At 69.1% G+C, this 14,277-nt stretch carries 12 protein-coding genes and 1 pseudogene; 9 read left to right on the top strand and 4 right to left on the bottom strand.

The annotated features are described in order from the left end of the window. Positions 1 to 59 precede the first annotated feature (59 nt). The 6 genes from QR64_RS08220 to QR64_RS08195 all read left to right on the top strand — a co-directional run. On the top strand, positions 60 to 675 hold a 616-nt coding region (locus tag QR64_RS08220), incomplete at its 5' end, for an enoyl-CoA hydratase/isomerase family protein (protein ID WP_235367055.1). Positions 676 to 753: 78 nt separating this feature from the next. Further along, positions 754 to 1,914, top strand: coding sequence for a M20 family metallopeptidase (locus tag QR64_RS08215; RefSeq protein WP_006550146.1), 1,161 nt, complete (start codon positions 754 to 756; stop codon positions 1,912 to 1,914). Next, a complete protein-coding gene (locus QR64_RS08210; RefSeq protein WP_006550147.1) occupies positions 1,911 to 3,068 on the top strand; it encodes a M20 family metallopeptidase in 1,158 nt (385 codons plus the stop codon). Before QR64_RS08215 ends, QR64_RS08210 begins: the two co-directional genes overlap by 4 nt. A 71-nt stretch (positions 3,069 to 3,139) precedes the next feature. Beyond that, positions 3,140 to 4,192, top strand: a complete 1,053-nt coding sequence (locus QR64_RS08205) for an iron ABC transporter substrate-binding protein (protein WP_039584837.1) — start codon at positions 3,140 to 3,142, stop codon at positions 4,190 to 4,192. 107 nt (positions 4,193 to 4,299) lie between these two features. Next, a complete protein-coding gene (locus QR64_RS08200; RefSeq protein WP_200360225.1) occupies positions 4,300 to 5,754 on the top strand; it encodes an ABC transporter permease in 1,455 nt (484 codons plus the stop codon). Further along, positions 5,751 to 6,797, top strand: a complete 1,047-nt coding sequence (locus QR64_RS08195; protein WP_006550150.1) for an ABC transporter ATP-binding protein — start codon at positions 5,751 to 5,753, stop codon at positions 6,795 to 6,797. Before QR64_RS08200 ends, QR64_RS08195 begins: the two co-directional genes overlap by 4 nt. Positions 6,798 to 6,809: 12 nt before the next feature. Here the strand turns inward: QR64_RS08195 and QR64_RS08190 are convergent, their stop codons facing one another. After that, positions 6,810 to 7,280 carry a gamma-glutamylcyclotransferase gene (locus QR64_RS08190; protein WP_006550151.1) on the bottom strand — a complete coding sequence of 157 codons (471 nt, stop codon included), beginning with the start codon at positions 7,278 to 7,280 and terminating at the stop codon, positions 6,810 to 6,812. Positions 7,281 to 7,491: 211 nt separating this feature from the next. Between QR64_RS08190 and QR64_RS08185 the strand changes: the two genes are divergently transcribed. Next, complete coding sequence (locus tag QR64_RS08185; protein WP_006550152.1) at positions 7,492 to 8,889, top strand: NAD(P)H-quinone dehydrogenase; 1,398 nt, start codon at positions 7,492 to 7,494, stop codon at positions 8,887 to 8,889. A gap of 39 nt (positions 8,890 to 8,928) precedes the next feature. On the opposite strand, the gene glpK is transcribed toward QR64_RS08185, so the two are convergent. Next, the gene (gene glpK / locus QR64_RS08180) at positions 8,929 to 10,443 is read right to left on the bottom strand and encodes a glycerol kinase GlpK (protein ID WP_006550153.1); all 1,515 of its coding nucleotides are present in this window, start codon (positions 10,441 to 10,443) and stop codon (positions 8,929 to 8,931) included. A gap of 116 nt (positions 10,444 to 10,559) precedes the next feature. Here glpK and glpD point away from each other — a divergent pair, with 116 nt between their 5' ends. Continuing rightward, positions 10,560 to 12,290 carry a glycerol-3-phosphate dehydrogenase gene (glpD, locus tag QR64_RS08175; protein WP_039584835.1) on the top strand — a complete coding sequence of 577 codons (1,731 nt, stop codon included), beginning with the start codon at positions 10,560 to 10,562 and terminating at the stop codon, positions 12,288 to 12,290. 49 nt (positions 12,291 to 12,339) lie between these two features. Here glpD and QR64_RS08170 read toward each other — a convergent pair whose 3' ends face one another. Further along, on the bottom strand, positions 12,340 to 12,861 hold the full coding sequence (locus QR64_RS08170; RefSeq protein WP_039584833.1) for a hypothetical protein: 522 nt from the start codon (positions 12,859 to 12,861) through the stop codon (positions 12,340 to 12,342). 106 nt (positions 12,862 to 12,967) lie between these two features. Here QR64_RS08170 and QR64_RS08165 point away from each other — a divergent pair. Beyond that, a pseudogene (locus QR64_RS08165) lies at positions 12,968 to 13,507 on the top strand (TetR/AcrR family transcriptional regulator); the annotation flags it as partial. Here the strand turns inward: QR64_RS08165 and QR64_RS08160 are convergent. After that, positions 13,477 to 14,277 (bottom strand): DNA-formamidopyrimidine glycosylase family protein, encoded by an 801-nt coding sequence (locus QR64_RS08160; protein WP_039584832.1) that lies wholly within the window; start codon positions 14,275 to 14,277, stop codon positions 13,477 to 13,479. The pseudogene QR64_RS08165 and the gene QR64_RS08160 overlap by 31 nt on opposite strands.

Raw genomic sequence — 14,277 nt, 5'->3', positions numbered from 1 at the left:
AACGTGACGGCGACGTCTTCGTCCTGCATCTCGGTGACCGTGACGCGGAGGTCTCCGANCCCCGATCGTCTCGCCGCGATCCACTCCCTCCTCGACGAGGTGGAAGCGCACGACGGACCCGCCGCCCTCGTGACCGCGGCGACCGGAAAGTTCTGGAGCAACGGACTCGACATCGACTGGGTCGGCGCGAACCTGCCGGATCTGCCGGGCTATCTGGACTCCGTCCACGCCCTCTATGTGCGGCTGCTCACCTTCCCGGCGGCGACGGTCGCGGCCGTGCAGGGGCACGCCTTCGGTGCCGGCGCGATGCTCGCGCTCGTGCACGACTTCCGGGTGATGCGCGGCGACCGCGGCTACTGGTGTCTGCCCGAGGTGCAGCTGAACATGCCGTTCACCGTCGGGATGTCCGCGCTGATCCGTTCCCGCCTGCCGATCCAGACGGCGGTCGAGGCCATCACCACCGGCCGTCGCTACGGCGGTGAGGACGCCGTGGCCGCGGGCATCGCCGAGCAGGCCGTCACCGGTGACGCCGTGCTCTCAACGGCGGTCGAGCGCGCAGCGGCGCTCACCGCCACCCGCGGGCCGAATCTGTCGGGCATCAAGCGCGGTCTGCACGCGCCGCTGATCTCGGCACTGGAGATCCGGACCGACGCGTCGAACTTCCGGTTCGGCTGATCGCCCCGCCGCGAAGTCGACGAACCGGTCGTACGCGCCGATCGATCGGGACGCGGTGAGCATGACAGACTGGACCCCGTGACGACCGACTACGCCACGGCGATCGAGGCTGCTTCCGACACCCTCGTCGGCCTGTCGCATTCCATCCACGCCGAACCGGAACTCGCGTTCGAGGAACACCGGAGCGCCGCGAAGATCGTCGAGGTGCTGCGCGACCACGATTTCGAGGTCACCACCGGCATCGCCGACCTGCCCACCGCCTTCGATGCGCGGTTCGGCAGCGGCGAACTCGTCCTCGCGTTCTGCGCCGAGTACGACGCACTGCCGGGCATCGGGCACGCGTGCGGCCACAACATCATCGCGGCGTCGGCCGTGGGCGCCGGGATCGGTCTCGCTGCGCTCGCCGACGAACTCGACGTGACCGTCCGCGTCGTCGGAACCCCCGCGGAGGAAACCGGCGGCGGCAAGGTCCTCATGCTCGAACGCGGCGTCTTCGACGGCGTCGGTGCGGCGATGATGGTGCATCCCGGCCCGTTCGACATCACCGGGGCGACGTCGCTCGCCCTCGCCGACATCGCCGTCGAGTACGACGGCCGCGAGGCGCACGCCTCCGCGGCCCCCGAATACGGGCTCAACGCTGCCGACGCTGCGACCGTCGCCCAGGTCGCGGTCGGACTGCTGCGGCAGCACCTGCATCCCGGGCAACAGATCCACGGCATCGTCGCGCAGGGCGGGACGGCACCGAACATCGTGCCCAGCCACACCGAACTGCTGTACTACCTGCGGGCCGGGACGAGCGAACTCCTCGACGACCTCGTCGACCGCGCACGCAACTGCTTCGCCGCCGGGGCGCTGGCCACCGGATGCAACCACCGGATCCGGACGGTCTCGCCGACCTATACCGAACTCACTCCCGATCCGTGGCTGGTGCAGGCATATCGTGAGGAGATCATCGATCTCGGGCGCCGACCGCTGCCCGTCGAGGAGGAAGGAGCGCGCCCCCTGGGCAGTACCGACATGGGAAACGTGACGAACGTGGTGCCGGGAATCCATCCGGTCATCGGACTCGACTCCGGTGGCGCGGTGACACATCAGGCTGCATTCGCGGCCGCGTGTGTCACCGAGTCCGCCGATCGGGCAGTACTCGACGGAGCGCGTGCGCTCGCAGCGACCGCCGTACGCGCGGCGACCGATCCGGTCCACCGGGCACGGCTCCTCGAACAGGCCGGCCGTCGATGAACCCCTACGTCGAGAAGTGGTTGGACCGCCACACCGAGGACCTCTCGCTCTGGCGCCGTCACATCCATGCGAATCCCGAACTCGCCCGGCAGGAGTACGCCACCACCGAGTTCGTCGCGAAGCACCTGCGCGCGGCCGGACTGGAGCCGAAGGTCCTGCCTCGCGGCACCGGCCTGATCTGCGATCTCGGTCCGACCGGCGGACCGCGCATCGCCCTGCGTGCAGACATGGACGCCCTGCCGATGCAGGAGGCCACCGGCCTGCCGTTCGAATCCACCGTCCCCGGTGTCTCGCACGTGTGTGGGCACGACGCCCACACCACCGTCGTGCTCGGTGCAGGTCTGGCGCTGGCCTCGATGCCCGAATTGCCGATCGGTGTCCGGCTGGTCTTCCAGCCCGCGGAGGAGGTCATGCCGGGCGGGGCGCTCGACGTCGTCGCGGCGGGCGGACTCGACGGGGTCGCGCGAATCTTCGCCTTGCACTGCGACCCGCGTCTCGAGGCGGGCAAGGTCGGTATGCGGGTCGGGGCGATCACCTCGGCGGCCGACACTGTCGAACTCGTCCTCGACTCACCCGGTGGGCACACCTCCCGGCCGCACCTGACCGGCGATCTCGTCTACGGCCTCGGTGCCGTCATCACGGGTCTTCCCGGCATGCTCAGCCGTCGCATCGATCCGCGCACCGGCACCGTCATGGTGTGGGGTGCGGTCAGCGCCGGCAAGGCACCGAACGCGATCCCGCGCACCGGCATGCTCGCGGGCACCGTCCGCACCGGCGACCACGACACCTGGCAGCTGCTCGAACCGATGGTCCGCGAGATCGTGCACGGTCTGCTCGCGCCCACCGGTGTCAGCTACGAACTGAACTATCGCCGCGGCGTGCCGCCGGTGGTCAACGACGAGGTGTCGGCGCGCATGTTCGAGGACGCGATCCGCGCGACCGGCCCCGACGCCCTCGCGGACACCCCACAATCCGGTGGGGGAGAAGACTTCTCGTGGTATCTCGAACACGTCCCCGGCGCCATGGGGCGGCTCGGGGTGTGGCCGGGGGTCGGGCCCGAACTCGACATCCACCAGCCCACCTTCGATCTCGACGAGCGGGCGCTGGCCGTGGGTGTGCGGGTGATGACGAATCTGGTTCTCGGCGCTGCGTGACGCAGCCCGAAATAAGCTCAGGCTTACCTGAACGGTAGGATGTGTGAGCTCACCCATACCAGGAGGAATCGATGTCCCTTCGACACCGGATCGGCGCAGGGCTGACGGCAGCCACGCTCGTCGCCGTTCTCGCCGTTCTCGCCGCGTGCAGCGACAGCGGCTCGGACGACACCACCCCGGACGCTTCGAACGGGGAGGCGCTCACGCTCTATTCCGGGCGTAGCGAGAACCTGGTGGGCCCGCTCGTCGAACAACTCGAAGGCACTCTCGGTTTCCCGATCGACGTCGTCTACGGCGGCACGCCGGAGATCACGGGCAAGCTCGTCGAAGAAGGTGCCGCATCGCCCGCCGATGTGGTCTTCAGCCAGGATGCCGGCGCGCTCGGTCTGCTCGACCGTTCGGGTCTGCTCGAGCAGCTGCCCGCGAGTGTGACGAATCAGGTGCCCGAGAACTACCGCGCGGAGGACGGCACCTGGGTCGCCACCTCTGCACGGGCTCGCGTCCTGGTCTACAACGACGACAAGGTGCAGCCGCAGGACCTGCCGAGCGGGATCGACGGGCTCCTCGACCCGAAGTGGAAGGGCCAGGTGGGCTTCGCGCCGACCAATGCGTCGTTCCAGTCGTTCGTGACCGGACTCCGTGTCTCCCGGGGCGAGGACGGTGCCCGCGAATGGCTCGAGGCGTTCAAGGCCAACGAACCGGTCGCCTTCGAAGGCAACGGACCTCTCATGGAGGGCGTCGACACCGGCCAGGTGACCCTCGGCCTCACCAATCACTACTACTGGTACGGGCTCGCGGACGAGAAGGGCGCCGACAACCTTGCCGTGCAGCTCCACTTCTTCGACGCGGGCGATCCCGGTGCCCTGGTGAACATCGCCGGCGCCGCGGTGCTCGCCACTACCGACCAGCGCGAGCAGGCCGAGCAGTTCGTGGCAGCGTTGCTCTCGCCCGAGTCGCAGACCTATTTCGCCGACGAGACCGCGGAGTATCCGGTCGTCGAGGGGACCGAAACCCAGACCGACCTGCGCCCGCTCTCCGAGATCGGGACCTCCGACATCGAACTGGCCGAACTGGCGTCCCTGGCCGAAACACAGGCGCTCCTGCAGGAACTGGAATTCATCTGATCACCCTCGCGACGCCGCGCGTCGGTACCCGACGCGGCCGGCCGATCCTGGCCACGGCCGCGCTGGGTGTTGCCGTGTTCGCGCTCGCACCCGTCGCGCACCTGGTGATGCGCGCGTTCGCGGACGGACCCGAACGGGTCGTCTCGCTCGTGTTCCGTCCACGCACTCTCGAACTGGTGTGGCGCAGCGGCGCGCTCGCCGTGACGGTCACGGTGGCATGCCTGATCCTGGGGCTCGCCGCCGCATGGTTGACGACCCGCACGGATCTCCCCGGCCGTCGCTGGTTCGCGTTGGCCCTGAGTCTGCCCTTGGCGATCCCCTCGTACGTGTCGGGCTTCGTCTGGATCGCCCAGTTCCCCGCGCTCGAAGGTTTCGTCGGTGCTGCCCTCGTCCTGACCTGCGCGTCCTTTCCTTACGTCTATCTGCCTGTGGCGGCGGCACTCGCCTCGGCCGACCCGGGGCTCGAGGAAGTGGCCCGCACTCTCGGCCGGTCCCGGCTGACCGCCATCCTCACCGTCACCTTGCGGCAGGTGTGGCCGACCGCGGCGGCGGGCGGACTGCTCGTCGCGCTCTACACGCTCAGCGATTTCGGCGCCGTCGCATTGATGCGCTACGAAGCGTTCACCCTGGCGATCTACGGAAGTTACCGGGGACTTCTCGATCGCACGCCCGCCGCTGTCTTCGGCCTCGTGCTGGTCGCGATCGCCGTGGTGCTGACGGTCGCCGAACGGAGCGCGCGCCGCGGCGCCACCGCGCGGATCGGATCCGGTACCGCGCGCACGGCCGAACCCGTGATGCTCGGCTCACGGCGATGGCCGGCGATCGGCTTCCTCGCCGCTCTGCTCGTCGTGAGCGTGGGAGTTCCGGTCGCGGGCCTGGCCCGCTGGTTGTGGAGGTCACAGCAGATCGCGGTCGACTGGTCCGGTATCTGGACCGCCACCACCTACACTCTGTGGGTGTCCGCGCTCGGTGCGTTGCTGACCACGGTGCTCGCACTTCCGGTGGGCATCTACGCCGCACGGTCGCGCTCCCGATTGTCGCGCTTCACCGAGAGCGCCGCCTACATCGGCTTCGCGCTGCCCGGCATCACCGTCGGTCTGGCGCTCGTGTTCTTCGGCATCCGACTGCTCCCGCAGTGGTATCAGCAGACCCCGATGCTGGTGATCGCCTACGCGGTCCTGTTCCTCCCTCTCGCGGTGGGGTCGATCCATGCGGCAATCGCCGCGATCCCCCGGGGTCTCGAAGATGCGTCCGCGACTCTCGGTTCCGGACGATTGCTCACCGGACTGCGGGTGACGATCCCGATCGCCGCACCCGGCGTGGTCGCCGGTGCGGCATTGGCATTCCTGACCATCGCCAAGGAACTGCCTGCGACGCTGCTGCTCGTCCCCATCGGGCACGACACCCTCGCGACTGGGATGTGGCGACATACCGAAACCCTCGCGTACGGCTCGGCAGCACCCTATGCGGTGATCCTCGTCCTCATCGCGGCACTGCCGTCGCTCGTGCTGGGACGTCTGTTGCGCGGCCGGGTCGGCGCGGAAAGTGGAGGCGAAGAGTGACCGGTCTGACCATCGAGAATGTATCCGCGCGATACGGCGCCGCCGAAGTCGTCACCGATGTGACCCTCGACGTGCCGCGCGGCGATCTGCTCGCCGTCCTCGGACCGTCGGGTGGCGGCAAGACCACGCTGTTGCGAGTGGCGGCTGGGCTGCATCCCGCAGCGTCGGGACGGATCTCCGTGGACGACGTGACCGTGACCGACGTGCCACCCGAACGTCGCGGGGTGGGCCTCGTGCCACAGGAAGGCGCGTTGTTCCCGCATCTGAACGTGGCGCGCAACATCGGCTACGGTCTGGGGCGAGCGAACCGGCCGTGGCGCGGAGGTGCGCGGGAGGAACATCGACGCCGGGTCGAGGAGCTACTGGATCTCGTCGGTCTTCCGCGAGTCGGGCACCGTAAGCCGAGCGCGCTCTCCGGCGGGCAACAGCAGCGGATCGCTCTGGCTCGTGCACTGGCACCGCGACCGTCCGTGGTCCTGCTCGACGAGCCGTTCAGCGCGCTCGACGCCGGTCTGCGCGCGAGTCTGCGCGCGGATGTCCGTACGCTGCTGCGCGAACAGTCGGTCGCGGCGGTGCTCGTGACCCACGACCAGACGGAGGCCTTGGCCATGGCCGACAGGCTGGCGGTGATGCTCGACGGCCGGATCGCCCAGGTGGGCTCGCCCGAGGAGGTCTACGGGAGGCCGGCATCCGTCGCGGTGGGCGAGTTCGTGGGGGAGGCGATCGTACTCGAGGCCGAGGCGTTCGGCGACTGCGCGCAGACCCCGCTCGGGAAGGTTCAGCTCGTCTCACCCGGACACGGCGTGGGCCGCGTCCTGCTGCGACCGGAACAGATCGAAGTCGGGGCAGCGCCGACGAAGTGCCCTGCTGCCGGATCGTTCACTGTGCGCGACACGGCATTCGGCGGCGCACACAGCGAAGTGCGGGTCGAGGGGATGGGAATCGCCGTCCGTGCCCTGTGCACCACCCTGCACGGTCTGCAGGCGGGCGACCCGGTGACGGTGAGCGTCCGGCGACCGGTGCCCTTCTATCCCGGAGGGTAGGAAGGCCGGCGTCTAGAAGCCGTCGGGACGCCCCGGACCCACATTGCGACTGTTGCGGGTACGCAGATCCCGAACGTATTCGGCGGGGGCCCCGGCGATCTCGGCCGCGTCGGCCATCACGCCCAGATAGCGTGCCGACGGCAGGCCGCCCTCGTATCCGTCGACGACGTACAGCCACGCGAGGACCGGACCGTCGGCCGTGTCGACGCGCACGCGGATCTTGCGGTGGAAACCGAGTTCGGCTCCCTCCCAGCGGTCGAGGCTGCGTTCGTCGTCCTCCGGCACGTCGTAGAGCACGACGAACACCTTCGCGTCCGAATCCTCGACGACCGTCGCGAGGGCGCCCTCCCAGCCGATGTCGGCGCCGGCGAAGGTCAGTCGCCAACCGTGCAACCACCCGGTTCCCGCCATCGGCGAATGCGGGCAGCGCGTCAGCATCTGCTCCGGATGCATGTTGGACCCGTAGGCGGCGTAGATCGGCACGAGGATAAGGCTAACCCGTCGTCCACCGGAGTCGTCGGAGGGGCGGCGCAGGGACGGACGAGGAGTTATCGGGGGCCGTTGCGTGCCGGGTCCACCGGTCCCTGTGCGCGAGGTGGGGGCATTGGCATAGCGTTGAGACCACGTGTGTGCCCACCAGGCGCTCACGTGCAGCCCGACCCGGCACCCTTCGGAATCGATACAGAGGAGAACAATGACCCGGATCGTCATCATCGGCGGCGGCCCCGCAGGATACGAGGCGGCGCTGGTGGCATCCCAGTACGGCGCGACGGTGTCACTGATCGATTCGGACGGGATCGGTGGCGCCTGCGTGCTCTTCGACTGCGTCCCCTCCAAGACCTTCATCGCCTCGACCGGCGTGCGCACCGACATGCGCCGCGCCGCCGACCTGGGCATCGAACTCGACCGTGCCGAGGTGTCGTTGCCGCAGGTGCACGGCCGTGTGAAGAGCCTCGCCCGCGCGCAGTCCTCCGACATCCGCACCAAGCTCGAGGCCGCCGGGGTGAAGTTGTTCTCCGGTTACGGCGAACTCGTCGACGCGCAGCCCGGCATGGCCGCCCATCAGGTGCGCGCCAAGCTGCTGACCGGCGAGGAAAAGGTGCTCGACGCCGACGTCGTGCTGATCGCCACCGGCGCGAGCCCGCGTGTCCTGCCGGGCGCGGAGCCGGACGGTGAGCGGATCCTCACCTGGCGTCAGCTCTACGACCTCGAGAAGCTTCCCGAGCACCTCGTCGTCGTCGGTTCGGGTGTCACCGGCGCCGAGTTCGTCTCCGCTTACACCGAGGTCGGCGTGCAGGTCACCGTCGTGTCGAGCCGCGACCGGATCCTGCCGCACGAGGACGAGGACGCGGCTCTCGTGCTCGAGGACGTCCTCACCGAGCGCGGTGTGACCCTCGTCAAGCACGCCCGCGCCGACCGGGTCGAACGCACCGAGGACGGCGTCCGCGTGCTCCTCGCCGACGGCCGCATCGTCGAGGGCAGCCATGTGCTGATGACCGTCGGCTCGGTGCCCAACACCCGGGATCTCGGTCTCGACAGGGTCGGGCTCGAACTCGACCGGGGCGGTTACCTTCCCGTCGACCGCGTCTCCCGTACCGCCGTCCCCGGCATCTACGCCGCGGGCGACTGCACCGGACTGCTGCCGCTCGCGTCGGTCGCGGCCATGCAGGGCCGCATCGCGATCTACCACGCGCTCGGCGAAGGCGTGAGCCCCATCAAGCTGAAAACCGTTGCGGCCGCAGTGTTCACGCGTCCCGAGATCGCCGCCGTCGGTGTCAGTCAGGCGACGATCGACAAGGGCGAGGTGCCCGCCCGCACAGTCATGCTCCCGCTCAACACCAACCCGCGCGCCAAGATGTCCGGCCTGCGGCGCGGTTTCGTGAAGATCTTCTGCCGTCCCGCGACCGGTGTGGTCATCGGCGGTGTGGTCGTCGCCCCGACCGCGTCCGAGCTCATCCTTCCCGTAGCGTTGGCGGTGCAGAACAACCTGTCGGTCAACGACCTCGCGCAGACCTTCTCGGTCTACCCGTCGCTGAGCGGATCGGTCACCGAGGCCGCCCGCCAGCTGATGCGCCACGACGATCTGGACTAGGCACCGGACGGGGCGGGATTCGCGGCGATCCCGCCCTGCTCAGGCCCAGTCGTAGGTGCGTTCGACCGCCTTGTTCCATTCGCCGAACAGGCGCTCGCGTTCGTCGACCGGCATCGCCGGCTCCCACGTGCGGTCCGCGGTCCAGTTGCGGCGGATGTCCTCCTCGTCCTCCCAGAAGCCGACGGCGAGACCGGCCGCGTAGGCGGCGCCGAGTGCGGTGGTCTCGGAAACGGTGGGTCGTACCACCGGCACACCGAGGATGTCGGACTGGAATTGCATGAGCAGATCGTTGGCGACCATGCCGCCGTCGACCTTGAGGGTGCGCAGGTCGACCCCGGAGTCGGCGTTCATCGCCTCGATGACCTCCCGCGTCTGGTAGGCCGTCGCCTCGAGCGCCGCCCGCGCGAGGTGGCCCTTCTCGACGAAGCGCGTCAGGCCGGCGATGACGCCGCGGGCGTCGGGTCGCCAGCGCGGCGCGAACAATCCCGAGAAGGCCGGCACGAAATACGCCCCGCCGTTGTCGGGGACGCTCGTGGCGAGCGCTTCGATCTCGTCGGCGGACCGGATCAACCCGAGATTGTCGCGCAGCCACTGCACGAGCGAACCGGTCACGGCCACCGAACCTTCGAGGGCGTAGACCGCGGGGGCGTCACCTATGCGATAACAGACGGTGGTGATCAAGCCGTGCTCGCTGCGCACCGGGGTCGTGCCGGTGTTGAGCAGCAGGAAGTTGCCGGTGCCGTAGGTGTTCTTCGCCTCGCCGGGGGACAGGCAGCCCTGGCCGAAGGTCGCGGCCTGCTGGTCGCCGAGGATGCCGGCGACCGGGACCCCGGCGAGCGGTCCGCGCTCGCGGGCGTGCCCGTACACCTCCGACGAACTGCGGATCTCCGGCAGCATCGACTCCGGGATGCCGAGTTCGGCACAGATCGCCGGATCCCACTGCTGTGTCCCGAGATTCATCAGCAGCGTCCGGGAGGCGTTGGTCACATCGGTGATGTGCAGTCCGGGGGGCTGACCCTCGTCGCCGACACCACCGGTGAGATTCCACAGGATCCAGCTGTCGATGGTGCCGAACGCGAGGTCGCCGGCCTCGGCGCGCTCTCGGGCACCGTCGACGTTGTCGAGGATCCACCGCACCTTCGGTCCGGCGAAATAGGTCGACAGCGGTAGTCCGGTGATCTCGCGGTAGCGGTCGGGCCCGGCGTCGCCGGCAAGCTCCTCGACGAGCCTGTCGGTGCGGGTGTCCTGCCAGACGATCGCGTTGTACACCGGTTTTCCGGTGGTGCGGTCCCACACCACCGTGGTCTCGCGCTGGTTCGTCAGGCCGATCGCCGCGACGTCGTTGCGTCGCAGATCCGCTTTGGCGAGTGCTGCGGCGCCCACTTCACGGGTGTTGAGCCACAGCTCTTCCGGGTCGTGTTCGACCCATCCCGACCGCGGGAGGAACTGGCGGTGTTCCTTCTGCGCGAGCGAGACGATGCGCCCGTCGTGGTCGAAGATGATGCACCGGCTGGACGTGGTGCCCTGGTCGATCGCCGCGATGAACTGGTTCACAGGTGATCCTCGGGTGAAGGGGACGGCTCGGTTCGGCAACGCTTCCGCTGCGCGCTGCGGGTCCGAAGCTACTACCCTTGATCGGGATACGTCGACGACTCACGGGAGCAGGTGCGGTGACCAACCAATCGGGTGTGCAACTCCTCGGACCGCAACAGCGCGCCGACGCCTGGCGTCGTCTCGCCACCGAACAGTTCGACGTCGTCGTCATCGGCGGTGGTGTCGTCGGGGCGGGAGCAGCGCTCGACGCCGCAACCCGGGGCCTGCGAGTCGCTCTCGTCGAGGCCCGCGACTTCGCGTCCGGCACGTCGAGCCGGTCGTCGAAGATGTTCCACGGCGGCCTGCGCTATCTCGAACAGCTCGAATTCGGTCTGGTGCGAGAAGCCTTGCGCGAGCGCGAACTCGCATTGACGACCCTGGCCCCGCACCTGGTCAGGCCGTTGAAGTTCCTCTTCCCGCTCACCCATCGGGTGTGGGAGCGGCCCTACGTCGCGGCGGGTATCTTCCTCTACGACCGTCTCGGCGGCGCGAAGTCCGTTCCGGCGCAGAAGCACCTGACCCGCTCGGGCGCCCTGCGGATGGTTCCCGGTCTCAAGCGCAATTCGCTCGTCGGCGGAATCCGCTACTACGACACGGTCGTCGACGACGCCCGGCACACCATGACCGTCGCGCGGACGGCCGCGCACTACGGTGCGGTGGTGCGTACGTCGACGCAGGTCGTCGGTTTCCTGCGCGAGGCCGACCGCGTGTCGGGTGTGCGGGTGCGCGACAGCGAGGACGGTTCGGTCACCGAGGTGCGGGCGCACGCGGTGATCAACGCAACCGGTGTGTGGACCGACGAGATCCAGTCGTTGTCGCGGCAGCGCGGCCGATTCCGGGTCCGCGCGTCGAAGGGCGTGCACATCGTCGTGCCCCGCGACCGGATCGTCAGCGATTCGGCGATCATCCTGCGTACCGAGAAGTCGGTGCTGTTCGTCATCCCGTGGGGCAACCACTGGATCATCGGCACCACCGACACCGACTGGAATCTCGACCTGGCGCACCCGGCAGCGACGAAGGCCGACATCGACTACATCCTCGACCACGTCAACCGCGTACTCGTCGTCCCGCTCACCCACGACGACATCGACGGTGTCTACGCCGGTCTGCGACCGTTGCTGGCGGGGGAGAGCGACGAGACGTCGAAGCTCTCGCGTGAGCACGCCGTCGCGCGGGTGGCGCCGGGGCTCGTGGCCATCGCGGGCGGCAAGTACACGACCTACCGCGTCATGGCCGAGGACGCCGTCGATCTCGCAGCCGAGGACATCCCGGCCCGGATCGCGTCGTCGATCACCGAGAAGGTGCCCCTCGTCGGGGCCGACGGGTACTTCGCGCTGGTCAACCAGACCATGCACCTCGCCGAGCAGTACGGCCTGCATCCCTACCGCGTCAAGCATCTGCTCGACCGCTACGGCTCCCTCGTCGAGGACGTGCTGAGTCTCGCGAAGGGCCGGCCCGAACTGCTCGAACCGCTGACCGATGCCCCGCAGTACCTGCAGGTCGAGGTGGTCTACGGTGCGGCTGCCGAGGGCGCTCTGCATCTCGAGGACCTGCTGGCGCGCCGGACCCGCATCTCGATCGAGTACCCGCACCGCGGTCTGCACTGCGCGGAGCAGACGGCTCGGCTGGTCGCTCCGGTCCTCGGCTGGGACGACGCGATGATCGACCGGGAGGTCGCGACGTACCGGGCGCGCGTCGAGGCCGAGATCGAGTCGCAGAACCGACCCGACGACGAATCGGCGGACGCACTGAGGGCGGCGGCCCCCGAGGCCCGGCCGGAGATCCTCGAGCCGGTGCCCATCACCTAGCCGCGGGCGGCGCCTGACGGGGCTCGGTGCGTGGGCACCGCTTCCACGGTCAGTGCGTGAGCACGACCTTCACGACGACCACGATCGTCGCGATCAGAGCCACTCCCACCGCGGCTATCACGGTCCGGTGATTCGGTCTGCGGTTCTGCAACCGGCGCACGACGAACACGGTCGAGCCGATACGGATCAGCACGGCGACCTCGGCGAGGATGTGGGCCGTACGGGGTTCGAGCCAGCCGATCCAGGCCGTGGCGAGCACGAGACAGGGCAACACCGCCGACGACAGGATGGGAACGGAGTCGCGGAGTTCCTCGATGCGTTCGCTACGCGAGAGTTGTTCACCCGAACGAACGGATTGGGCGACGGACTCCGCAAAGACATGGGCGATGAACGTCGAGAGTGCGGTGCCGATCACGATCGCGATCCCGATGTACTCGGGCGAGGTCGTGATGGGGACGAGCGCGGCCAGCACCAGGATGTTGCCGTAGACGTAGGCGCTGATGCGGGAGGCCGCCGACTCCGGGGACAGAGGGCGGCGCCGTCCGGACGACAGGTACGAGGGCGTGGACACCTCGCTAGCGTGACACAGAACGCCCTCGTCGACGCCGCTACCGGAAGGGTGCGTCAGGGTGAAACAGAAGTGGGACGGTGGCGATCCGTCACCTTCGGGCTGACCGCCCGACGGCGCGGCAGCGAACGTCAGGGCCGTGTGCCGGGCCGCCGAACTCACCGAACGGTACTTCTACGAGAGCTTCACCGACCGCGACACCTTCGTCCGCGAGGTCTACGACCACGTCGCCGACCGCGCCCGCGACGCGCTGACCGAGGCGGTACTGTCCGCCCCCACCCTCGGCCGGGCCGAGGCCGCGGTGCGGGCGTTCGTCGAGCTCATGGTCGACGACCCCGCGAAGGGACGCGTGCTCCTCCTCGCCCCGCTGCGCGAACCCACAATCAGTCGGCGCGGTATCGAACTCGCCCCGGCCTTCGTCGCGCTGGTCCGCGACCAACTACCCCCGGGTGGCGACGAGGGACAGCGCCACATGGTGGCCGTGGGTGCCGTCGGCGCCCTCACCAGCCTGTTCATGAGGTACCTCGAAGGCGACCTCGCCGTGTCGCGAGACACCCTCGTCCGGCACTGCGTCGCGCTCGTCGAGGACGCCGGCAGGGCGGCGTGTCTACAGGGCGATCAGGGCGGGGATCCTTCCGGGCGCGGCTGACATCGCGGGCACCGGTAGACCACCCGCTCGGGATCGGTCGCGGTGCCGATCTCGCCGAACCGGATCGGGGTATGGCAGCGTCTGCACGGCTTCCCGCGACGCCCGTAGACCCACAGATTGTGGCCCGGACGACGGTCGCCGGTGGTGATACGGGTCGTCCGGTCGCGGTTCGCGACCAGCAACCGATGCGTGAGGTCGACCCACGCAGCGGGATCCCCGGCCTGCGCGACCGGGGTCCACGGATCGACGCCCCGCAGGAAGCACAATTCGGAGCGGTACACGTTCCCGACGCCGGCCATGATGCGCTGATCGAGCAGGGCCACCCCGATCGGACGGTCCGGGTCGCGCACGAGATTCGCCGCCGCACGCTCGGGATCCCAATCGGGACCGAGCAGATCCGGCCCGAGATGGCCCACGGCGTCGTCCTCCCGGTCACGGGCGAGCACCTCGACGATGCCGAGTTCGAAACCCACCGCCTGCACGTCCTCGGTGCCGAGCACGATGCGCGCCTTGTATCCGGGCTTGCGCCACCGTGTTCCGCGCGGATAGACGTGCCATTCGCCTTCCATCTTCAGGTGCGAATGGATCGAGACGTCGGCGACGCGGACGAGTAGGTGCTTGCCCCGCGAGACCACTTCGTCGACCGTGCACCCGGTGAAATCGGCCGTGGCGAAACGCGGAACACGGAAGTCCGTCTCTGTGAGCACCTTTCCCTCCAGTGCCGTTCGGAGGCGGTGCGCGGCGCGGAACACGGTGTCTCCCTCGGGCAC

The sequence above is a fragment of the Rhodococcus sp. Chr-9 genome, from assembly GCF_000801125.1.
GTDB classification, from domain to species: domain Bacteria; phylum Actinomycetota; class Actinomycetes; order Mycobacteriales; family Mycobacteriaceae; genus Rhodococcus; species Rhodococcus pyridinivorans.
Note: the sequence above shows the minus strand (reverse complement) of the source record. Positions and strands in the feature narration are given on the sequence as shown.

Bases quoted from the DNA above. Each gene is read 5' to 3' on its own strand.
- QR64_RS08210 (WP_006550147.1), top strand. From the start codon at position 1,911: ATGAACCCCTACGTCGAGAAGTGGTTGGACCGCCACACCGAGGACCTC.
- QR64_RS08205 (WP_039584837.1), top strand. From the start codon at position 3,140: ATGTCCCTTCGACACCGGATCGGCGCAGGGCTGACGGCAGCCACGCTC.
- QR64_RS08200 (WP_200360225.1), top strand. From the start codon at position 4,300: ATGCGCGCGTTCGCGGACGGACCCGAACGGGTCGTCTCGCTCGTGTTC.
- QR64_RS08185 (WP_006550152.1), top strand. From the start codon at position 7,492: ATGACCCGGATCGTCATCATCGGCGGCGGCCCCGCAGGATACGAGGCG.